Source organism: Aromatoleum tolulyticum (assembly GCF_900156155.1).
Classification (GTDB): Bacteria; Pseudomonadota; Gammaproteobacteria; order Burkholderiales; family Rhodocyclaceae; genus Aromatoleum; species Aromatoleum tolulyticum.
The window spans coordinates 1-23,147 of the sequence record NZ_FTMD01000006.1 but is presented as its reverse complement, the minus strand read 5'-3'; the positions used below and the strand labels follow the sequence as shown (position 1 = coordinate 23,147).

The window sequence follows — 23,147 nt, the reverse complement described above, 5'->3', positions numbered from 1 at the left end:
GCCATCGACGAGCGGCACGACGCTCGCTGAAACCCTTCTGAAGGTCCCGGCAGCGGCCCGGGCGCTCAGCAGTGCCACGAAGTATCAACGAATGAGGAGACGCTAGTGATTTTCCCCCGACTTCCTGCATCGCTCGTCGGTGCGCTGCTTGCCGCCGCGCTCGCGGTGCCCGCCCACGCAAAGAACACCGGCCTCATCTTCGTCAGCAGCGAGAACGACAATGCGGTCGCCGTGCTCGACGGCAAGACGCATCAGGTCATCAAGACGGTTGCGACCGGCAAGCGCCCGCGCGACATGCGCCTGTCGCCGGACGGCAGCGCGCTGTTCGTGATCGCGAGCAACTCGAACCGGGTCGATGTCATCGACATCGCGCAGCTCAAGGTCACCCACAGCATTCCGGTCGGCGAGGATCCCGAGATGTTCGACCTGTCGCCCGACGGCAAGCGGATGTACGTCTCCAACGAGGAGGACGCGCAGGTCACAGTCATCGACGTCGGGTCGCGCAAGAAGATCGGAAAGATCGAGGTCGGCGAGGAGCCCGAGGGCGTGAAGCTCAGCCCGGACGGCAAGCGGCTCTATGTGACCTCCGAAGTCGCGAACATGGTGCACGTGATCGACCCGGCGACGAACGGCATCCTCGCGAACGTCGTCGTCGGCAACCGGCCGCGCCGCTTCGCGATCACGCCGGACGGCGGCGAGGTGTGGGTCACGAACGAGCTCGGCGGCGCGGTCACCGTGCTCGACGGCGCGAAGAACACGCTCAAGGCGAAGGTCGAGTTCAAGCCGAAGGGCTTCCGGCCCGACGACGTCACCCCCGTCGGCATCACGATGAGCCGCGACGGCAAGACCGCATATGTGACGCTCGGCCGCGCCAATCACATCGCGATCGTCGATGTCGCGAGCCGCCAGGTCACCGACTACGTGCTCGTGGGCAATCGCGCGTGGGGCGCGACGCTGAACCGGGACGGCAGCCTGCTGTTCGTAGCGAACGGCCTGTCGGACGACGTGTCAATCGTCGACACTGCGAGCCGCAAAGTGCTGCGTTCGGTGCCGGTCGGAAGGGTGCCGCATACCGTCGTGGTGGATGACTGATCTGGGTGTCGGTTCGATTGGTACGCGCTGCATAGCGTTCGATTTCTCGCGCCCAACTCTCACTTGTTTGAGCGTTGCGTTGCCGCTCGCCACTCGATAGCGTACCGGCTGGATCGAGTTGCTCGCGTAAGACGTCTGGCAGATTCCAGAGCGGACCAGTCGCTCGAATGACGGCTCTGTGGAATCGGCGAGTGACAGCTGATGGCCGGACAGAGACCTCGCCAAGTCGCTGGCCAACGGCTGTAGCGCTCAGAAAGCTGCCCGTCGTCCGCAAGAAGTGGCGTAGCAAGGCGAATGGCGGCTTGCCGGTGCGCGGGCCAGTTCAACGCCAGCTTCCACGTAAAAACCGCCATTGGCCGGTTCACCCGAGCAACACGTCCTATAGCCTGACGAAAAAGTTGCCACCCCCGCTGATGGCGCCTTCCTACCCCTCCGACCGGACGGATCCTTAACGGACTGGATGCAGGTGGGGAATGACCCTTTGTGCCCGCGGTATTAACCGGTGAGGCCTCACAAAGTACCTCTGGATCTGCCAGCAGACGAATCCGTACGGCACTGCGACTGCCCATACACCGAGCACTATCCTCCAAATCTCGGCCTCAGCCCACAGCACCGGCACGAGGATCGGCAGCATGACGAGCGTGGCGAGGAGAGACAGGGCAACCGCCGCAGACATCAGCCATGGCTTCGTAGGCACAAAAACCCGGCCGGCGGCATCAACGCGCAGGCATCGGTTGCTAACCAAGTTTCGCAATTCATGTGTGGCAAGAAGGCCGCGGTTCGCCAACTCGCGAACAGCCCGCTTTACAGATGCCTCGACTCGGCAGCCATAAGTGCGTGCAAAGACCAGGTCGTCGAGATGCAAGATCGCCTCCGACGTGCCTCTCGCGGTCCAGCCCAAGGTCGCACCCAATTCCCGGACCAGTCGAATCTGCGCGCGCAGACGTAAGTCCCAAAATGGAGCGGCGATCCGCCAAGCGAATCGTTCGAACCTCGCAGCCCAACTTCGGCTGCCACGAGTTCTTCGCAGTGCAGCCTCCATAAATTGCAGCACTTCATCCGGGTCAGAAGGTTTCCCCGCCGGTCGATCTTCCAACTCAGACTGCAATACTTCGAGCTGACGGAGTTGCTCTTCGATTTCCTTCCTACCGTCTCTTGTCATGATTCCACCTTAGTCTCAGGCTGCATTTCCAAGAAGCAATGTGAGATCAAGCCCATCCGGATCAGCACGCTTTGCCCGTCTACATGCCCGATAGGCAAGCCGGAAGGCCTTGGTTTGTAGATCCGCCGGATAGGGCCGGCCTTCGGTGTCGACTGCAACCCGTTGAACCCAAGCCCAGACCTTTTCGAAGAGCTCCCAGTCGAGGATTTCCGCATATTCAGCGCCCGATTCCTCAGCAAAGAGCAGGTACAGCAGATCCCCTCCATTTTGCCCAAAGGCCGAGAGGTAACCGAGCCCTGGTTCCCGCGAGCCGTTTTCGTAGTAGTTCTGCGTAACGCGAGTAATCCCCAACTGGCGAGCGAACTCCTCCTGACTGAGTCCCAGGCGCTCTCGCTCCCGTCGCAGTCGATGATGCAGCCCCGGCACGATTTGGTTGGCAATCTGGCGCACGGTCATATCAACATTCGTTGACACTATAAACGGTTAAACCTAATATAACAGCATCCGGTGCTTATTACGACCTCGTCAGATTTATGAGCCCCTTCTCAGCCACGCTTCAGGAACTGCGCCTCGTCTACCAGCTGAGGCAAGCAGAACTGGCCGACAAGCTCGGCTACGAGCAGAGCTACATCTCGGCACTGGAAATCGGTACCAAGGGCCCGCCGACGGCAGCCTTCGTCGAAAAATTGATTAGCGCGCTGGAACTAGATAGCACCTGGCAGTCACGACTGTGGGAATCGCTGGAGGCGTCCCAACGAAAGCTCGTCGTTCCGAGCGAGGCGCCCGAGGCGGTCTATCGCCTATGCAACGAGTTGAGGCGCCAACTCGACCACTTACATCCGGCTCAAATTGAGTTGATGCGGATCGCCCTTCGCCTTCCGCAATCCATGAGAACCGAGCCTCCAGCCTCGCAAAGGCGCTTGCGGCGGCGCGTGAAGGGCAACCAAGAGGAGGAGACGGAAATGTAAAACGGGGCAAACCTTTCGGCTTGCCCCGCTGGGGTTCGCGTAGCTGACGCTACAACGAGACTGGACACCTCAAAGTATCGTCACTCCCCTCCCCAGCGTCAAGCCGCCTTCCTTCGGTTCCCAACGTGCTGCGGCCGCTTTAGTGCCGCGGCAGGTGGGAGTTACGTCCAAATTCGGAACTTTTGCCCTGGCTTGGCGAGGCTCTAGCCCACACTCGGAGCCAGAACCTTGTCGGTGCAAGGGTTCGCTGGATTTCGGAGGCGCATATGCCAGCAGTAGCGGAGCAGACACAAGAAGACGTCGACAACCATATAGCCGCGCAATTCACAAGCGCTCCATGCACGGGTTCGACAACCCACTCGACCGCTGCAACTGATGCGGAGATCGCCGCGCACTTGCCCATCAAGGTGGAGCCAAAGCAACGGCCGGCTAAAGGTATGAGCTGGAAGAAGCTGATGGAGCGCGTTCAAGGCGGCCACGGCCAAGGACATGGCCGCAACTACCGGCCGTGGCTCACGATCCGGCGAAAAAATCCATCACCGACGTCCAATCAGGTCGTCTCCTGGATGCCCGGGCTAGGACGCGTTGCGCATTACTTTTCACGCGGCGAGTATCACACCGCACTCATGCTCCTGTGGTTGGGCGTTCTCGACATCCGAGAGCAATTCCCCCTGTGGCCGATGCCACACCCGCACCCCCTGACAGGCGTGCCGGGTACCCAAGACGGTCAGCTTCCCTGGTCGCGCGGTCTACTCAAAATCGCGCAAGACGCCGGCATCGACCATGGCTACGAATTTGGAACACGGCTGCCGTACGTCGCAACGCTGGACCTGCTGGTTTCCGTTCCAGGTCATCACGGTCCGACGCTCGCCGGCTTTTCCTCGAAGCCGATCGACGACGCGGATGACGAGGTCCGGTGGCGCACGCTGGAGCGGCTGGAGTTGGAGCGTCGGTACTGTGGGGAGTTGGGAATCCCATACCGGGTTTCGTACTCCGCACTGATTCCCCTTCTTATGGCCGGGCAATTGGAGTGGCTCCTCGATAGCGCCAACTTGGACTATGCGCCGCACCTAGCACGACTTGCCGACTTTTTCGCAAGGGGCTTCTGCGAGCGCCCAGACCTTTCGATTACCGATGCGGTCCAAGCGTCCGCCAAGCACATGGAGCTGGACAGCGACACCGGTTGGTTGCTGTTCCGGCATTGCGCCTGGCACCAGAAGATTGATATCGATCTGTCGCACAGAATTCTGACGTCTCTTCCCGCCCGGCTTGGCGGACGGCAGGTGTGCGATGCGCTTCGCACCCAACTGTTTGGGAGGACGTGGTGATGGCGACCGTCGAACCGGGCATGGTGCTTAAGTCGACATGCCCTGAATCCCCGCTGCAGGGCATATATCGAGTCCTGGATGTCATGCCTGATCACACGCAGGCCATCGTCATCCCTGTTCCGACCGCCCCGCGGAAGCGCGACGGCAAGAAACAGGCAAATTATTACGCGCGCGGCTTCTTCGCTCTGGACACGGTCGTTCTCGCGGGCTGGATCGATCGCAAGTTGCTCCTGCCTACGAAGATCGAGTTGCCCCTGTTTTGGGCACTGAGCGATGAGCAGATTGAACAGCGATACCCGCCGAGAAAGGGAAAGATCCGGTCATCTCCATTGCTCCGTCGGGATCAAAAATGGGCTCTGATCGAACCACTTGTTTCTTCCTCGGGCAATATCCGCCTTCCCGCGTTTACCGAACTCGACAGGCTAGCGTCCGCACACGCCGAGGAGTCGGGGGTCAATAAGGGCAAGGTTCTCGATGCCCTGCACCGCTACTACGCATTCGGCCGTATCAAGAATGCCCTGCTTCCCAATACTCCCAACTGCGGCGCACCGGAGAAGCCGCGATACGCGAAGGAAGGGAAAAAGCTCGGGCGCAAGAACGCCGCAGCGAGCGTGGGCGAAACCGCACTGCAGGGCAAAGTCCTCGACGAACAGGACCGGCAAAATCTGCAGGACGGATGGCATCTGTACGTGCGGCCAGGAACCACTGTGTCACAGGCGTTCATTGCCACAACCCAGACGTTCTACGCCACTGGGCACACGCTGAAACATGGCCTCCTCGCGCCCGAGTTGCTGCCCGCGCATATGCGGCCCACCGAACGGGAGTTTCGCTACCACGGACCCAAGACGCCTGAAGAAGCCGCCGCGAGACGTCTCATGGGAGAGGGGGACTGGGCGCGCGACTACCGGCCGCTCGTTGGCTCCGCACGTGATGGAATTTGTGCCGTTGGACAGGTCGGCTCACTGGATGCATCGCCCATCGACGTCAACCTGACTGCCTGCTTTGATCGCGTCACTCCCATTGGCGTAGGTAGAGGGCTTGTTGTTCGAGACAGCTGGCTCGGCCTGTACTGTGGATTTCAAGTCGCGATCGGAGGACTCAAGACCGACGACGCCAAGCTGGCGATACTCCGCAGCGGGCTCGACAAGGCATCGCTCCTTGAACGGTACGATCTGCAGGAACTCCCGCCGGAAGATTTCCCAAACATCGTTTTCTCGAAGCTCCTGTCCGACAATGGGGAGTTACGCTGCCTCAACGGCATCGAGAGTTGCACCGAGCAAATAGGTTCGCGGATCGAGTTTGTTTCGTCCAAGCGAGCAGACCGCAACTCCACTTCGGAGTCGGGTCACCATTCCCGTCATCGCGGGCTCGACCACCACCTCGAGGGGACAACCAAGGGACGCCAACGCAAGCGCGGCGAGCCGCTTCCCATCACGAAGGCACTCATAAGTCATTTTGAGTACACCCGGCTATTGATCCTATGGATGCATTGGGCCAACACACAACAACAGGTGCCGCATCTGCTGACAACGGAGATGCGGCGCGAGAATATCAAACCCACTCGCATAGAGATTTACCGTTGGGCAAAGCGCCATGGCTACGTCTCAGGCAGAACAGTCGACCCGACATACCTTCGCGCACACCTGCTCCCACGATTCCACGCGAGCGTCCAGCGTAACGGGCTAGTCCTGCATCGGCCCGCAACCGGAAACACGGTTGAACTCCTGCGGAACGCGCGATTCAACAGCGAACATCTGGCGGCCTCCGGCCTCTACCGCCGCCTGAAAAATGCGGACGGGCCACCCCACATCGAGGTGCGTGCCGACCCCGACGACCTGTCCGAGATACTCCTCGTGGACGACCGCGGCATCCATGTCATCCCGAACGTTTCCGACGACCTGATTCTCGTCCACGACGGCTGCATCGCGGACCTCTCCGCGATAAACGACGTCGAGAAACGACGAAACATCGAGACTGCGTCGGAGCGCGACCAAGCCGCCTCCGATCAACGCGCGTTTCGAGAGGAAACGCAGGCTAACGCACGCGCCAACAAGGCGCAGAGGCTGGCAGCCGGCGGCAGGCAGGAGCCCGGCGGCCGAGAACGCGCTGGGGTGCGCGCCAACCAACGCCGGGAACGAGGTGCGCAAATGGAGGCAGCTGCCGCGCGCGTCCCCCAAGGGGATCCCCCAGCCAACGTCGTGAGCGACACCCCCGCTCCTCAATCCGTTTCAATTCCGTCCAAAAGAGCTGAGTCCCCCGAGCAGCCCGGCGCGCTGGCCGCGCTCCTCCGGCGGCGGCTTGCCGGTTTCCACAACGAGAGGCACCCATGACGAACACCACCGCTGACAACGATATGCCGCCGGACGGCAACCCGTTCCTGGAACCCCTCGCAGATCACTTGTTCGCCAAAGACCTGCCGCAACGGTTGGCATCGTCACCGCAGGATGGAATCGACACGCGGTCGCTGGGGCCCCAGGCTCGACTCGATCTACTCGATCTGCTGCAGGAGACCATGTTCGAGCCAACCTCGACCTCGCTGGAGATTGCCATGCGCGTCTATCGCCTCATTCGACGAGGCTACCGGGCGCGCGACCCCCGACTCGCTGCGGTCCGAGCCATGAGCATGACCATCGCCCGATTCGCTGGCAACGAGGCCCGGACGCTGCCGTGGCTGACAACCCAAGCCAAGGGGATGCGAGTCTCGGGCATCACGGGCCTCGGGAAGACCTACGAGGTCATCCGGGCGCTCCGGCTATTACCTCAGTCCATCGAGCATGGACGTTGCCAGGCAGCAGGCTGGGAGCACATGTTGCAGGCCGTATGGCTTTACGTGGCCATGAGCCATGACGGATCGCTCGGCGGGCTGTTGCTGCAAATCCTGTGCGCCCTCGACTCAGCGATCGGCACGAGCTACGCCACGGACCGGTCCCTCACCCGCCTGAGCAACGAGAAGCTGGCCGTACATATCGGCATCATCCTGCGCAACCACGCGGTCGGCGTCCTCGTCATCGACGAGTTGCAGAGCCGCAATTTTTGCAGCGGAGCCCATGGGGCACTGACGGCGACCTTCTTTCTGCGGCTGCTTAACTTCGGCATCCCAGTCGTTCTGATCGGAAACCCGCTCGGGCTAGACGCGCTGGACTCGTTCTCACAGGACATGCGGCGGATCAACTCCGGCGGGTCAATTGAGCTACACCCACTGGAGGCCGACGAGTTCGACTGGACCGATTGCCTCGCCAAGGCGCTGTGGCGCTACGACGTGATGCCGGAATCGACGTCGATTGAGGATCCCAACGGCACGTTATTGTTTCGTTACAGCGGGGGGATCCGCGACTACGCGTGCCGAATCCGCGCGGCCTCGCAGCGCCTGGCGATCGAACTCGGCGACAGAGCGGTCACCGAGCTGCACATGGAGCAAGCGTTTCTAGGCCACGACTTCAGCGATCGCGAGCGCGCACTGATCCGCGGATTCCGCGACCAAGACCCAACGCTGCTCATGGACTACACGGACGTACCGTGGCAGCGCTACGCCGAACGCTGGGGTCGCCTCCCTTCCGCATCGCGCGGCACTGCTCCCGACTCGCCCACCGCAAACACCCGACAAGCTAAAGGGAACGCCGGAAAGGCATACGGTTCGGAGGTCCGGCCCAAAGGACAGGACACGACTACCCCCCGCGTTCCTGTTACCGAGCGCGCGCGTGCGACGGTCCGTGCGAAACGCACCCGTAAGGAAAAAGAGCTCCAGCGGCGCGCCGAGGTACGGACAGGACTCGATCCGAGTGATGTCCGGCATAGCGGCCTTCAGGAACTCCTGCTCACCGGCTTCGAGGTGCTCCGCGCCAATGGCGCACGGGCCTAATACTGATCCTTGATGGGAGAAGAAGAATGAGCTCAACTTACGAGCGCCGAGACCAGACCGCAGGCACAACGCCGCACGAACTCACCCCCGAGCCTGCAGCGAGGAAGCGACCGCCTTTCTTTCCAGCCGCACTTCCGGACGAAACACTGGCGTCCAGAGTCAGCCGATACCATGTTCAGCGGGGACACCAAACGACCCACGCCACATACCGAGAGCTGTTCGAGTCGGCGCCGTTCAGCCTGACCTACTGGGTGCCGCCCAAGTTGGAGCGGCTCGCCGCGAAACTACCGGGCCGGGCTTCCGACAACCTAACTGCACTCTACCGAGAATCGACACTGTTGCCACTGTTTCAGCAGTTCGCCGGCGGGCGATACACTGTGGATCGCGCTGCCGGTTCTCCTGAAGCGGCGGCCGTGGAATTGCCACGTCGCATCGTCGGCGAAAGCGGCACGACACATTTGTGTCCGACATGTCTGGTGGACGACTTGCAGGAATGGGGCACGTCGTACATCCATCGTGAACATCAGATCCCGGGCATCACGTGTTGCTGGAAACACGGGGTGAAGCTGATCGACCGCTGTCCAATTTGCCGTTGCCCGTTCGAATCTCCGAAGAACCTCATTCTCGGCCTCTGGCAATCGTGCCACTGCGGCAACGAGATCATCGAGGTGGCACCTTCGGTCCATGAAGAGGCGCCGACATCCGAGGTCGAGTTCGCCCAATTCGCCATGGCGCTGCTGCCCGCACCGGGGACGGCCATCAGCACGGACGCCTTGGTTGCTCTGTACAGGCATCGCGCACGCGAACTCGGTTTCTCCCGCGGAAGCAACATCAATCGGATCGACCTATTCGCTGCGGTAGAAGAGCATTTCGGTGCCGAACTGCTCGCGCGGATCGACCCCGCCTATCGTGCCGACCGCCGAAGCGGCTGGTTCCACGTTCTCTGTCCATCGGCCGCTGCTGATGTGCCCGTGAACAGACATCTGGCCCTCGCCGCATTTTTGTTCAGGGAGGCCAACCTCTTTATTCAGGCACGCGATACCGCGTCGGCAGAGTGGCAAGTTCGGCGCCAAGTAAAGCCGCGTCTGAGAGAAACTTCGATAGTGGATCCCGCCAACACCGCAGGGATTCCGAAAACGGCAGACGCGCTGATCGACAAACTTACCAGCCTTGCCCGCCGACATGGGCTTGACGTTGACGCGCTTTGGGTCCGGCACTTTGCGATGATGAAGCGTGCTGTTCGCGTGGCCCCGGATGCTGCGGCGCAGATCGAGGCACGTCTCGCAACACGGCCGATAGCCGGTACGGCTGCTATCGGTGCATCGGCGTTACGAGACCCCACCCAAGACGCGACCGACGCCCGTTGGGCCGAGGCCCTCCAACGTGCTGCAGCCGGCCTCTATGCTGGTCCGGGCAAGCCAGTAAAGGTCACCAAGCATCGCATCGTCAATGCGGCTCTGTTCCGCGGAGAATCGTGGCCGAGCGCCGACGCTTTTCCTCGTTCCCGCGCCGCGCTCGAGACCCATGAGGAGTCGATCTGGCATTTCTACATGCGTCGCCTCCTGTGGGCGCTGAACGTGCTGGGCAGTGCCGACGTAGCGAAGTGCAACATCCTGAGTGTTGCGGGAATCGAGCACCACAAAGGGGAAGCCGTTCTGCAATATCTAGTACGCACAGGGGCTACCCACAAGGCAGCCATCGCCCCGGCCCCCATCTTGCCGAAGCAGCTCGATATTCCAACGAATTGGATAGGCCCGTGTCCCGAACGCACTTTTCAGCGCGCGGGCCGGGGTTATGTCCCAAGGAGGACCAAGCGACACGACCTGCACGGCTGACAATGGGGCCCTGGCTAATTCTTTGGCAGAATCTCATGAAGTTGCCCAATCTTCCTCTCCGGCATCCCGACGAGACCTTGTATAGCCTCGTCGCCCGCACGCGTCTGATGAACGGAACGCAAAGCGACTGGGAGACTTGCGCGGCCCTGTTCGGGCCGACACCTGTGCGACGCATCGCGGACATCCCGGTGAACTTCACGTACTTCTGCGAAGCGACCGACGGGGTATATGGCTCCCGCGCTGCCCTCGTTCGGGACGCCACGGCGATTCCTTTTTTTCGGAGTCTCGGGCGACTGGCGCGGGATGATTCTCCGAACGGAGGGCAACGTTGCCAGCCGCAGCCTCCCCGCAACAAGGATGTCCAGAAACCATGCGGCCTCGCGATCATCTCGCATGGTGGAATTCACAACTGGCGTTTCTGCCCAGCATGTCGAGAGGAAGAGATCAGCGCCCACGGCGTTCCATACTGGCATCGTCAACACCAGTTGCCGGCAACGCTCAAGTGTGCAAAACATGGCAGAAATCTTGTCGAGGGACATCCCCCAAAAAGCACGCGGGACGGTCGGCTGTGGCTACCCGACGCGCCTACATTGGTGGCGCAGCCCGTTGCTGTTGAGAACGAAAAAGGTCTCACCCAGAGCACGATTCTCATTCGGCTCGCCCAACTTTCAGGCTCCGTTCTGGTCGCGCCCTCCTGGTCTTCGAGCGCAGGGCGCGTGATCACCACCATTCGCCACGCTTTGGGAACTCGGGGGTTGCTCACAGCCGCTGGAAGAATCCGTCGCGACGACTTTCTACTTGAAGTCAGGCGCTGGTTCGGTCCGCTTGCGCGCGTGCCCCCATTCGCCACCCTGCTCGGTACAACTAACCTGGAGCAACTCGTACAGGCTCTATCGTATACACGCCCGATCCGCACCTGCTCCGAGATCTTAATGCTGATCGACTGGCTATTCGGCTCTTGGGACACATTTCTCTTTCATCGGGATTGGCAGGAAGTCATGGAGACTGGCACCATCGGTGCTAATGCTCCAGCGGGCTGCGCTACTGTGGGGCACCGTAACCGGCGCCGGCAACCTGAACAAACCTTCGACGCCGCGCGACAAGCGCATCGCAACACGTGCGTAGCCTTCTGTAGGGGGCAGGCAGATGCGTCCCGTACGCAATTCGGGAGGGCTCACCCGAAGTCTTACCAATGGCTTCGTCGCAACGATGCTGAGTGGCTGAATATGCAGTTCCCCGCACGTGTACCGCAACCGCGGCAGGAGCAACTGTTCGTAGAGCGTTGATTCAAACACTCCGACGGAATTGGGTTTTCAGGTGACTTTGCGAGCCGGGCTCTCGCGTGACCGCCGACCACTAGCAGCAGGCATTCGTCTAGACAACAAATCCGACGACAGATTGTTCGCGTTCGTCGTTCGCAACCTAGGCATATGCGCCAGATGCCATTTGGGACAACAACTGATCGAGTACGCGGTACCCTTCGAGCGTGTCGGTGAAGGCTGCGGGGCACTGCCCACCCAAGGCTGGGCATGGGGTTGCGATCCAGTCGCCGAGCCAGCGCGGCGCGTCGAACGGCTTGTCGTCGCTGGCAGCGGTCACCATATGATCCACGACCTCAATCAGACGCAGGAAGGCGAGGACTCGTTCACTCTGCTCAGTCGTGAGCCGAGCCCTCCTTCCGACTGTGCCGACATGTGAGTAGCGCGCGAGCTGGAGCAGTTCGATCAATTCCAGTGTCGATCGACCGACAGCCTTAGCGATCTCGACCAAAGCAACGGACTCGATCCCCGCGCGCAAGCAGTTGATCCTGTCCATCGGATCCAAACGTAGCAGCGCCCGCGGGTCAGGCAGAGCGCTCTCTGGGCTGCGATCTCGGCGTCGCTTGATGGTTGCGGACATCTGGAGGCAGGGCGGCTCGGGCCAAATTACAAGTCTAGTCGAACCTTGCGGGGCACGCTCCCGCTTCTGGGGCGACAGCGAAGCGGCATTTCGCCCCTTCACCCCATTGCTCCGAATGCTAGAGAATACTCTTCGCCCACGCGCTTCTAGTGTTGCTGGGCGCCCCGCACATCTATCACCGAGGCCAGCACTCGAAGCGGTCCTTCGACCGCTCTCTCCACAAAAGACATTCCACCTTTCGGTGGCCCGGTGGCAGGTTTATGAGCCGAGCAGTCGCCACGAGCGGAGATTGACTGAGAGCTCCTCGGCCTGAACGGTCATTGGGCCCCAGCGAAACGAAGGGCTGTTGAACGCTCGACTGCCGCCGTTCAGCGCACTTCAATGTTGAGCGACAGCTTTCTATGTGGCTCGACGGTAGTGAGAGTCCCGTTGCTTACTGTCGCTGGTGACGAGCACCGGAATGCGCGCCAATGTGGCATGCAGAAGCGTTTAAGATGCCCAGATCGTGTATGTTTGAGTAATATGGGCGGCGGTGGGGAGGTAAGAACATGAACGCAAGCCCAATCCGGATGATCCGACTGATAAAGGTTGGAATGTATCTTTTGTCCCTGTGGCTGTTGCTCGTCCTGATCTTCGTGAACAAGATCGACGTTGAACTGTGCTTCGCTTGCAAGTTCGCCTCGTGGGAGGAGCTGGGTGCTATTGCCGCGAAGAACTATCTTCCCTTGCTTTGCGTGGTGGTCCTCGTCGTGTCGCTTGCGTTCTACGCTGTATTCGCACGAATCATACGGGGAGCGAAGGACGGGCCATTCAAAGTTATCGAGATCGAGGACAAGAGCGCGGATCACCTCGTCTTCCTTGCGACATACGTGATTCCGTTATTGAGCTTTAGTTTAGACACGCCGCGCCAAGTCGTGAGCCTCATCATCACCCTCACGTTGATTGGCGCAATTTACGTTCGGACAAACCTATTTTATGCGAACCCGACGTTGTCTCTGCTCGGGTTCAAGATTTGCACAGTCAAGTTCGAGCAGGGCTCCGCAGGCGTGCCGACTGGGACAGCCGTATTGATCGCACGGGAAGATATCGATCTGGGTGCCAGTGTTAACACGCTTCGACTCGACAAGAACATTTTCTTTGCGCGGAAGGGGATCACTATAAAACCATGAAGACAATCGACGCGCTGCGGGCGGGACTGGGGGCGATCCTGCACGCCGACGGAATCAATCTGAAACTATATTTGGGCACAGGGGAAAGCGACACGCGGACGTACTGGTTGGCTGATTTTGATGATGGAGCAACGGAGGCGGTGTGCCAGCAATTCGTGCGGAGCGTCGATCAGTTTCTGGCGACTGAGAATCTGGAGACGCGGCCCTTGACGGAAATGGATCATCGAGCCGATACCCTGTTCATGTATGACCTCACAGAACAGCCGACCGAATTCGCGAAGCTGCGGTCGCTTGCGGATGGAAACGATCCAGAGACTTTTACGTTCGCCGCTAATGATTTGTCGACGGTGACCAGTCTTGCGATCAAAATTTCTTCAGCGCAGAGCGCTGTGGTGTTCTTCAAAAAGTTCTATCCGGTATCGCTCGTCAAGCGTGACCAGATCTTGCTGGTCATGAAGGACAACACGCGATTCGCGTTCATCAATCAAGATATTCTGAAGGTGACTGGCGGATTCGAGGTGGTGTTGCTTGATGATGAGTTTTACATTAATGATTTCGGGAAATTCGAGAAGACGTTTGCGTTCGACGAGATTGCAAAGAATGCTATGCGGGAGGTGACGAACCGAATTATGGCTCTCGACTTGGTGAACGACGCCAAGGGCTACCTAGCCGCATGCCTAGGTTCGAGGAAAGACATTCTCCGGGCGGGAAGAAGCCGAGTGCTAAATATGGAGGTGGCTGCGATCATCGCCTTTGTCCAAGCGAAACAGCATCAAATTGGCATCAAGGTGGCCGATGGAAAACTGGTGCTCTCGTCGAAGGCCAGCATCAAGAAGCTGTATAAGCTCCTGAACGACGACTACCTGACCTCCGAGCTGACACATGTCGATTACGAAACGTTGGCCAAGAATGAACTGGAAGCAGCGACGGCAACTGAGTAACGAGGCGGAAAGAGGAAATCGTGGAAGGCAGGGACCGTCGTGTGTTGTTAGTCGCCCCTGTCCTCCTTGCATTGCGCCTAATTGACGAGCCTGTACCGACTCGAATGCTGGTTCCCGAGGCAGACGTTGGGCCGAACTTACGCGTCAACGAGAGACAATTTGACATTTAGCCGCGGACGCGAACACAGCTCTTGTTAAGATGACAACCATGTATGCCATACTGCGCCCGGCAAGCCGCTTGAGGGGCAACTGGCGCACGTGTGATGGGAGGATTTAGTTGAAGTCGGTTGAGACTGAGTCTCTTGGGACTCTCACTCCATTCTTGAAGTGGCCGGGTGGCAAGCGTTGGTTTGTCTGCAACTATGCAGATCTGCTTCCTACAGAGTACGGCACCTACATTGAGCCCTTCCTTGGGGCTGGTTCTGTTTATTTTTACATTCGGCCCAAGCGTGCTCTGCTTGGCGACGTCAATATTGAATTGATAAATGCGTACCAGGTAATTAAGGATGATTGGCAGGTACTCGAAAATAGCCTGAAATACCGCCAGCGTCGGCATCGAGCGGATGCTGATGGATACTATTACTGGCTGCGTGGTCACGTACCCGCGCAGCCTTTCCAGCAGGCTTCCCGACTCATCTATCTCAACCGAACCTGTTTTAACGGTATTTACCGGGTTAACCGACAAGGACAATTTAATGTTCCGCGGGGCACCAAGGAGAAGGTTGTCATCGACACCGATAATTTCGAGGCAATGTCGAAGCTGCTGACTGGCGCGGAGCTGGTGCCTGGCGATTTCGAATTGCTGGTTGATCGCGCGCTAGAGAACGACTTTGTTTTTTGTGATCCACCTTACACGGTACGTCATAACTACAACGGGTTCGTTAAGTACAACGAGGTGCTGTTTTCTTGGGCCGACCAGGAACGCTTAGCCGAAGCGTTGCTAAGGGCTGCGCGACGTGGCGTTAAGGTCTTGTGCACAAATGCCAACCACCAAAGCGTGCGAGATCTTTACGACAAGCGCGATTTCAAACAGCAGGTAGTCTCACGCCGTTCGCCCATCTCGGCTGACAGCGCAGGCAGGCGTCACTTTGAAGAGCTTGTTATTCAGGCAAACATCTAGGGAGAGGACAGTCAAATGGGCGAACTCGGTAGCTTGCTCAATACTGCAGCCACACAAGGAAATCCGATCGATGCGCTGCGGACCTTCCTGTTGCGTGAAGATCAAATGGAACAGGCGCGGCGAACAGCCGACATGCGCTTTGTTGGCTACGTGCTCGAACTTGGCTTTGACGCCGCCAAGATCATCACAAGTGATCCTTACAAGCTAGCCGTTGGCGGTATCCCTCGCGGCTCCTTTCTCATCATGACGCCTGTGAACGCTGGCAGTACGCCACCGCACTTTACGCTGCTGCGCGTTACCGGCGTCTCACCTACACCGCTATCGAACCAAGTGCAGCAAACGTACTTCGAACTGCACAAAAAGTCGATGCCGGAGCTTGACGTTTGGACGCAAAGCGAGCTGCAGTGGGGCGCGCTCGATTGCGACGTGCTCGGGATGTTTTACGCGAATCCTCTGAATATGCAGGAGCTACAGTTCTCCGGTGACGTCAACAACGTCGTCAGCGCCCATCGCTACAAAGTTTTCGCTCCTGATGATGCGCTTTTGCGTCTCATCGTCAATGGAATGGTTAAGCCCGAGCAGCGGTCCACCATTGGAACCCTCCGAACTATGGAGTGTGGGCTCTTCAGCAACGGAACGGTGACAAACATTCCGGTTGAGGTCTCAATGCGGGACTTTAAGGGTTGTCGGACGGCCATGTTTGGCAAGACTCGCCTGGGCAAATCGAACGTTGTCAAACTGCTCGCGCAGGCGATGCTTGACGCGACAGAAACCGACAATTCGGTCGGCCAGTTGATCTTCGACATCAATGGCGAGTACGCCAATGACAACCCGCAGGATGGGAACCGATCGCTTCGATCGGCCAACGAGGCTCGGAGCCAAGTATACGCGCTCACACCGAGGCCAAACACTCCGTCTCGACCGCTCCGACTAAATTTCTACGAGCAGCCGGCGGCTTGCCTAGAAGTAATTGCCTCGCTTCTGGAGCAAGACAACCAGAGGTCCAACTACATTCGCAGCTTCGCCAGTGTTGGCCTACCTGAGCTAGCAGACCTGCCCAGTATGAATGAATCGGACCGGACGCGGGCTGTGCGCAAGGTGCAGATGTATTGGGCCTGTTTGAACAAGGCAGGTTTCGCTGCCGACGAAGCTCGTCTTCGCCAGCTTCGCTTGATCGCAAGTCAGTACGTTCGCCACTTTGACTGCCACTTCAATGCGCAACTGAGGACGGCGGCCTACGGCGCGGTTCGCCAAACACCGGCGCCTGCGGCGCCTACGAATCTGGACGAGTTACAAGGCGAGTTGGAAGTCATGGCGCGATTCAGGCGCGAGGCTCCGAACGATCCCAACCTGATGAGCGGTACCCGGCCGGTGTTTGACCCCGACATGACGGCACTACTCGATTTCTTGAATCCTGCTACTGGAACTGGCCCCGCCGTACTTCGCGGATACATCGGTTACCACGCCGCCGATGCAGGGAACTTTCAGATCGAGATTCTCCAGCTCCTCGACCAAGGGCGGACCGTCATCCTTGACCTCGGGAACGCCACTGACAGCATTCGCCGGTACTTCTCCAATCTGCTTTCCACTGCAGTGTTTCGTGCTCAAGAGACCAAATTCGTATCGAGTACGCTGGGCAATCGCTATGTCCAGCTGTACTTCGAGGAAGCGCACAACCTCTTTCCGCCCGACAGCAAGGACTTGACTGGCGTATACGCGCGATTTGCCAAGGAAGGCGCTAAATTCCACATAGGGATGGTGTATTCGACTCAGTCGCCGTCGACCATCAACAAGGAGCTGCTAGCCCAGACTGAGAACTTCTTCGTTGGACACCTATCGAGCCAAGATGAAACGAAGTCATTGTCTCGGGTGCAGGTCGCCTTCGCAGGAGTAGAGGATGACATCCTGAGGGCGAAAACGCCCGGCTACATGCGCATGCTGACGATGTCTCACCGTTTCGTAGTGCCCGTTCAGGCGTTTCGCTTCGAAGCTCGAACATCTGTCGCTGCGCCTGCGGCTTGACGAGGAGGCACTATGCCTTATGGACAAGGTACGAGACTCCCAGGCGAGGCTGCATCAAAACTCGGACATCTGGCGGTTATCGAAAGCCCCTGGGTCAAATCTCTCGTTGAAGACTTCGAGAGCGCTCCTGCGGTTGACGGCGACCCGTCTAAGACGGTGTGGCAAACGTTCGATCCAAAAGAGGTTGTTCCCTTGCGGGGTGTCTGGGCCGTAGACGGCTCGTTCGTTCCGGTTCGCTCAGAGCAAAAGCCTCCGCGTGAGGTGGCCTTCGTCAAGACTGCGTTACTTATGCTTGACAAGGCCAAGCTGGATGTCATCGATAAGGACTTGCCGCATCCGCTGCTACTTCGTGACGCACTCAAGGATACTGGCGTGCAGCATGCTACGGTCTTCCCGCTGAAGAATGTTCGTACAAGCATGGGCACGAACTACGACGCGGTTCGTAACATCGTCAGAGACTCCATGCGCGTGGACCAAGGTGGAGCCTACCACGACACGATGAAGTGGTTGGCTTATCGCAAATGGGAGCCAGACTCGACAGCGCGGTCCCCAGCGTTTCAGTGCCCACACTGCCGCAAGGATGTCGACAGCGGGTTGGATCACGATGCCGAAACTGGATTGTGTCCACATTGTGGTGGAGAGGTGTTCCTGTCAGACCTGTGGGGCTTCCACATGGAAATGGGCGAGGACAGTGCGCCGGAGTCACTGGCGTCGTCGTACATGCTTATCATGGAACATCTGATGCTCTTCACAGCGGTGCGGCTAATGTGGCATCACAGCGACCGCTCGCTAGTTGCCGACACTTTGTTCATTAAAGATGGGCCGCTTACGCTGCGAAGTCAGTACTCGAAGATGGTTCCCAATATCCGGGATTTTTTGCAGTACGCGAAGGTCACGGGTCGCCCGGTGCACATAATCGGACAGGAGAAGAGTGGTACATTTTTCGACCACTTGGCGTCCATCGTTCGCTTCGCAGCGCCGCACAACCGCGGTGAGCCGCTGACCTATGCTCCCCTGATGCACTCATACGTGCACCGTGAAGTTTACCGTTCGCCTGACGTTTCCAATCCCTACGGACTCAAAACCAACTGGGGCGAGAAAATGTATGTCAAAGTCGACCCGGGAGCTTTTATGGTGCTTAATGTGCCGACAGGGAACTACAAAGCCGACAGTGATTGGCCCACCGCAGGGGACCTGATCGGACTGAGCCGGATTCTCGCCACTCTGCCATCATTGGTGAGCCACAAATTCGAGGGCGCCCTTTACCCAGTTGAGTTGGCAAACGGTATTGCCTCGATGTCGAGCTACCCGTCCGCCACTATCCTGCAGCGCTTCCTCGAAGGACAGGCATCCAGATAGACTAAAATGCCGTCCCCTTCGGCACCATACCCAATTCATTTAAATACGACAATGCGCAGGACGAGAGCAGCCCCTTCGAGAGGTCAAGCCATGACGAGCGATGTTCAAATGTCGAACTGGGGCAACCGACCGAATCAGGCCACAGGCTCAAGATCTGGGCTAAATTCAATGCTTTAGACATTTACCGTCGAAAAAGATGCCACTAGAAAGAGCCCGTTTATTTCAAAACGTCGTGATGAAGCTTTCCGTCCTTCGCTACATCGTGAAGTCTCGGAGCAAGCGGGGGCACACGGATCTGAACAGGGATTGCGAGACCTTTTTCAGGGACGTCCTTAACATGGTTTACGGATTTGAACTTGATAACCTCAACGAGAGCGCGCTCAACACTGCGGCTATCGACTTGGCTGACGAAGGCCGTAAGCTCTGCGTGCAGGTGACGGCCACCGCTGACGCAGCCAAGATCAAGAAGACAATCGAGCTGTTCATCAAACACCAGCTCTACAAGAAATACGATACCCTTGTCATTCTGATGCTGATCGAAAAAAAGGACTACCGAGCCAAATTCGAAACCGATGGCAAGGTCGTATTCGAGCCGAAACATCACGTATGGGATATCGACGACATCATTGCAAAGGCCGAGCAGATGTCCTCCAACGACTTGCAGCAGCTTAGTAATTTCGTTGACGCCCAATTGCCTTCCGTGAGCCAGGCTCTTGAGCCGGCAAGCCTTCTAGCTCAAGCGGAACAAATCACGGCTAAACCTCCTGTATCTGCCGTTTCATTCCTAAAAGCGATGGGTAACACGCCCGGAACAAGGGACTGGAAGGAAGAGTTGTCCGGTGTCTCGAATCTGTTCGACGCCCTCTGCGACCTCTCGCGCAAGCAGCGGGAGTTCGTTGCGTTCATTTTGATAAATGGCAAGCAGTCCGGTTTCTTTGGGCGGTGCGTCATGTCGATTCAAACCGTCGAGCAAAAGCTTCGTTTGAACCGTAGAGAAGCTCAAGAATATTTCCTCGCGCTGAGCCAAGCCGGACTGATTGACGTCGATGATGAAGGCGACGCTCAGAATTTCGAGCTGGGATTTCGATTTCCTAGTCACGCCGATGGTTTTTTAATGTTGAAGGACTACCTAATGACAGCAGACAAGATCCAAAAAGTCATCGTCAACTGTGATTTCACTGAGCTGGATTGACCGCGCACGGGGGAACGTCGCACCTGTGCCTTGGTTAGAATCAGGCTGCCGCGTCAATGTCAACTCATCTGCGCGTTGCGAGAATTTTGCGGCGAGCGACCGATTTGGGCCGTAGACTCGTGATAGTGCCAAGGTTCGGATCGGGAGTTCGCATTCACCGGATTGGAAAGCTGCCGCTCGTCGCAGTCCGCGGCTGAGTGGCGGGTAACCGATGCATTGGTGACCGGAACAGGCCGCCGATCGAACGACCGTTCCGGCCGAGGTGCTTCCGTTGGTCGTGCGTCAGGTGAGGCGCTGGCTCTTGAATGGGGGCCTCCAGTCAGTTCGTCTAACACCCAAGTTCGCGATAGCGAAGCCTCAGCTTTAGCAATGCGCCTTGGATAGATGAGAGCTGCGGTCCGGAGGCGAGCCTTTCGCGCTGCTCCATAGTCGCGAGGTTGCCATCCAAGTCGTGGCATTCCTGCCGATCGGTGGGTTCAAGTTTCATCCGTCGCCGATAGACATCCATCTGCTTCGCGTCCATGCCAGTGAGCGGCTTTAGTGCGTCGGCCATGATTTCGCGGTGCCGTTCGAGGCGAACGTCGTTGCCAACGCGTTCACTGCCCGATAACTTGCTTACCCCCCGTGTGGGTTCGACCTCTATCTTGCGCGCGCCCAGGCACGGGGAGTCCGAGTAGGTCACCTTGCCATCCACTTCACACCTGAAAACCGTTCGTGAAGGCGGTGGAAGATTCTGCGCCCATGCGCCCATGCCCGGCGCGGCGATCACGAACAGCACGATCGCCTTTAGCACAGCGCCCTTCGTCGTGCGGAGGTTTGTCGTGCGCTCGACACTCTTCGACAATTCCCAGTCGTTTACCAAGTGACCTCCGGGTACATGAAGATTCGCGCTGCATCTTAAGTGCATGGCATCCTAGCTGCCAAGCACTGCGACTGGGATACGACATCCCGTCGTTTGACTCATTGACCGGCACAAGGAGGAGAACGGCACGTGATCGTCGCATTGCCGCCCGACACGGGCCAGCGACCCAAGGTCGGCCTTGGCCGAGTTGCTGTCAGCGAATAGCTGGGCCTTTTGACTGCATCGTTCAGCCACATGCCGTTGAATATCCGATGGCGCGGAGGCGTCAGCAGGACAACAGATACATCGAGCATTCCTTTCCCTCGATGACCGCGTTCATTTGCATCCCACGTTCGTTGGAGAATAATGGCAACGAGACGACATGGCCGGTCGAGGGCAGTTCATGCAACCCATAAGATTTTTCGGCAACGTAGACGCATTCTGCACATCATCAGGGACTGCTCCGGCGATTCTTGTTTCGAACGAGGCACCCGTCGCAGGCAGTACACCGCCATTACGGCCCGGTTGGCGGGATGTTCGTGACCGGATACAGGAAATCGAAACCGATCCGGCGAGGCGGAAGCGCCTGATTGAAGCCAGAAAGCGCATGGCGCACGTGCTGTCGGAGCGAGGGAGCTTGACCTTCATGCGGCTTGAGAGAGGGATGTCGAAACATGACTTGGCCGCAATGAGTGCCATTCCCGAAGCGATGCTATCGCGCCTTGAGGCTGGAACCGAGGATCCGCGGCTGTCGGTGTGTTGCCGGCTCGCGCAGGCTTTGAACCAATCTCTGGATGAGATCGCGGCAGCGATTGCGGCGAGCGGCCCCAAAAGATCGGGGGCATGATCAGCGAACAGGGCGGGGTCCGAAGATGACGAATCATGCGGACGCCAACTGCTCAAAAACTAAGGCACCAACTGGAAGACGTCCATGAAGCCGAAGCCACGCGTTGCGGCCTTGCCGTTGGAGGCGATCATTCGCATTGCCCACGATGTGACGCAAAAGGCTGCCCGCGACGCGGTAGCAGCGGGACGCAGTGTTGCTGGTTGGAAGGACGGGCACATCGAGTTGTTTGGACCCGGAGCGCGTCCGCTGTCCTCACCGCGGCCCGATCCGGAGGCGCCATCTGAAAGCTAAGCTATTGTATGGTTCGTTGTGCCAAATCGGCTGCTAGCGACGAACGGGCCTCGCGTGGGGTGTATCGTAAGCTTGGCGGCGTAACAAAAAGACAGCTGTAAACAAAGCACTACGTTAAGCGCCGACCCAGCGCTGACGCGTACGCGGCAGTGGAGGACCGCGCTGCCGCACAACGAACTACACAATAGCGGGGATCGCACCGAGAGCCGGGCACTCAACCTCGGGGGATCCGCTCTGCAATCATCCTGACACACCAACGCGTAGGCGCCGGATTGCCGAGAACGCCGCTCAACTGGCTGCGGCACTGCGCCCATGACTGACGAGGTATCGTTTAAGACTGTATTGTTGCAGCGCACGGGGAGATACGTGGATTCACGCGTTGTTCAAGACTTTATCGTCAGTTTGAATCGAGTCGGCGAAGACTAAGTTGTTGATTCGGCGAGAGCACGGTTCAAGACTTTATTGAAACCAAACAATCGCAGGCTGTCGGTTCGCCCTGAGTTCGTCGAAGGACAATCGCAGGGCGCCTACAGACTCGGCCCAAGCGGTATGTCGCAGCCACGCACGTAACGGGGACGCAATCCGTGATGAAAAGAACACTATCATCTCATTTGGCATATAAAAACCTTGCAATGATATGCTCATGAACTTTTCCGAATCCGCACTCGATCCTGCCTCGACGAAATGCCGACTGTCGCCGCACGCTCCCGCCTGTATGACCTGCACTGGCACACGGACGGCCCGCCGCTCGCGGTCGAAGCCTGGTGGGGGCGCGAAACCCTGTCCGGCGGTTTCGAGTTCCACCTCGACACCCTGTCGCAGGACGCCTTCCTCGCCCTCGAGCCGATGCTCGGGCAGGCGGTGACGCTGCGCAGCGCGCTCTCCGACGGCAGCCGCAGCGAGCGCTCGGGCCTCGTGCGCGCGGTCGCCAATCCCGGCAGTGACGGCGGCTGGAGCCGCTACCGCCTGACGGTGGTGCCGTGGACCTGGCTGCTCACGCGCGGCCGCCACAACCGCGTGTTCCAGGACAAGTCCGTGCCCGAGATCCTCGACGCCGTGTTCGCCGACTACCGCGCGCACGCCGCGTGGCACTGGCACGAGGACGTCGCCCCCTTCCTCGCCACCGCCCGCCCGCGCAGCTACTGCGTGCAGTACCGCGAATCCGACTACGCCTTCGTGTCGCGCCTGCTCGCCGAGGAAGGGCTGGGCTGGTGCATCGAGG

Annotated in this window: 18 protein-coding genes; 15 read left to right on the top strand and 3 right to left on the bottom strand. The window is 58.8% G+C overall.

What is annotated here, in order from left to right:
• Positions 1-105 precede the first annotated feature (105 nt).
• Positions 106-1,092, top strand: a complete 987-nt coding sequence (locus BW991_RS10305) for a PQQ-dependent catabolism-associated beta-propeller protein (RefSeq protein WP_076602032.1) — start codon at positions 106-108, stop codon at positions 1,090-1,092.
• A gap of 1,177 nt (positions 1,093-2,269) precedes the next feature.
• Here the strand turns inward: BW991_RS10305 and BW991_RS10295 are convergent.
• A complete protein-coding gene (locus tag BW991_RS10295) occupies positions 2,270-2,710 on the bottom strand; it encodes a helix-turn-helix domain-containing protein (protein ID WP_076602030.1) in 441 nt (146 codons plus the stop codon).
• 77 nt (positions 2,711-2,787) lie between these two features.
• Here BW991_RS10295 and BW991_RS10290 point away from each other — a divergent pair, with 77 nt between their 5' ends.
• The 6 genes from BW991_RS10290 to BW991_RS10265 all read left to right on the top strand — a co-directional run bounded on the left by BW991_RS10290 (position 2,788) and on the right by BW991_RS10265 (position 11,530).
• Positions 2,788-3,222: a helix-turn-helix domain-containing protein gene (locus BW991_RS10290; protein WP_076602029.1), complete on the top strand. Its 435-nt coding sequence runs from the start codon at positions 2,788-2,790 to the stop codon at positions 3,220-3,222.
• A 437-nt stretch (positions 3,223-3,659) separates the two neighbouring features.
• Entirely contained in the window at positions 3,660-4,550 is an 891-nt protein-coding gene (locus BW991_RS10285; protein ID WP_170879083.1) for a PDDEXK family nuclease, read from the top strand.
• The gene (locus BW991_RS10280) at positions 4,550-6,880 is read left to right on the top strand and encodes a hypothetical protein (protein WP_076602027.1); all 2,331 of its coding nucleotides are present in this window, start codon (positions 4,550-4,552) and stop codon (positions 6,878-6,880) included. Before BW991_RS10285 ends, BW991_RS10280 begins: the two co-directional genes overlap by 1 nt.
• The gene (locus BW991_RS10275; RefSeq protein WP_076602026.1) at positions 6,877-8,409 is read left to right on the top strand and encodes an ATP-binding protein; all 1,533 of its coding nucleotides are present in this window, start codon (positions 6,877-6,879) and stop codon (positions 8,407-8,409) included. Before BW991_RS10280 ends, BW991_RS10275 begins: the two co-directional genes overlap by 4 nt.
• A gap of 26 nt (positions 8,410-8,435) precedes the next feature.
• Positions 8,436-10,244, top strand: a complete 1,809-nt coding sequence (locus BW991_RS10270) for a TniQ family protein (protein ID WP_076602025.1) — start codon at positions 8,436-8,438, stop codon at positions 10,242-10,244.
• A gap of 35 nt (positions 10,245-10,279) precedes the next feature.
• A complete protein-coding gene (locus BW991_RS10265; protein ID WP_170879082.1) occupies positions 10,280-11,530 on the top strand; it encodes a TniQ family protein in 1,251 nt (416 codons plus the stop codon).
• Positions 11,531-11,666: 136 nt separating this feature from the next.
• Here the strand turns inward: BW991_RS10265 and BW991_RS10260 are convergent, their stop codons facing one another.
• Positions 11,667-12,059 carry an MbcA/ParS/Xre antitoxin family protein gene (locus BW991_RS10260; protein ID WP_170879081.1) on the bottom strand — a complete coding sequence of 131 codons (393 nt, stop codon included), beginning with the start codon at positions 12,057-12,059 and terminating at the stop codon, positions 11,667-11,669.
• Positions 12,060-12,691: 632 nt separating this feature from the next.
• Between BW991_RS10260 and kwaA the strand changes: the two genes are divergently transcribed.
• From kwaA to BW991_RS10230, 6 genes are all read left to right on the top strand, one after another.
• Positions 12,692-13,312: an anti-phage protein KwaA gene (gene kwaA / locus BW991_RS10255; protein WP_076602022.1), complete on the top strand. Its 621-nt coding sequence runs from the start codon at positions 12,692-12,694 to the stop codon at positions 13,310-13,312.
• A complete protein-coding gene (gene kwaB, locus BW991_RS10250) occupies positions 13,309-14,253 on the top strand; it encodes an anti-phage protein KwaB (protein WP_076602021.1) in 945 nt (314 codons plus the stop codon). Before kwaA ends, kwaB begins: the two co-directional genes overlap by 4 nt.
• 277 nt (positions 14,254-14,530) lie before the next feature.
• On the top strand, positions 14,531-15,373 hold the full coding sequence (locus BW991_RS10245) for a DNA adenine methylase (RefSeq protein WP_076602020.1): 843 nt from the start codon (positions 14,531-14,533) through the stop codon (positions 15,371-15,373).
• A 15-nt stretch (positions 15,374-15,388) separates the two neighbouring features.
• Entirely contained in the window at positions 15,389-17,395 is a 2,007-nt protein-coding gene (locus BW991_RS10240; protein ID WP_076602019.1) for an ATP-binding protein, read from the top strand.
• Between the two features lie 12 nt (positions 17,396-17,407).
• Positions 17,408-18,754, top strand: coding sequence for a hypothetical protein (locus BW991_RS10235; RefSeq protein WP_076602018.1), 1,347 nt, complete (start codon positions 17,408-17,410; stop codon positions 18,752-18,754).
• A 196-nt stretch (positions 18,755-18,950) separates the two neighbouring features.
• A complete protein-coding gene (locus tag BW991_RS10230) occupies positions 18,951-19,946 on the top strand; it encodes an SMEK domain-containing protein (protein WP_076602017.1) in 996 nt (331 codons plus the stop codon).
• Positions 19,947-20,274: 328 nt separating this feature from the next.
• Here BW991_RS10230 and BW991_RS10225 read toward each other — a convergent pair whose 3' ends face one another.
• On the bottom strand, positions 20,275-20,808 hold the full coding sequence (locus BW991_RS10225) for a DUF4124 domain-containing protein (protein ID WP_076602016.1): 534 nt from the start codon (positions 20,806-20,808) through the stop codon (positions 20,275-20,277).
• Between the two features lie 382 nt (positions 20,809-21,190).
• On the opposite strand from BW991_RS10225, the gene BW991_RS23500 reads away from it, so the two are divergent.
• On the top strand, positions 21,191-21,634 hold the full coding sequence (locus BW991_RS23500) for a helix-turn-helix transcriptional regulator (RefSeq protein ID WP_170879079.1): 444 nt from the start codon (positions 21,191-21,193) through the stop codon (positions 21,632-21,634).
• Positions 21,635-22,609: 975 nt separating this feature from the next.
• Positions 22,610-23,147, top strand: a 538-nt coding sequence (locus BW991_RS10215) for a phage late control D family protein (RefSeq protein WP_212566879.1), incomplete at its 3' end; no start/stop codon positions are given.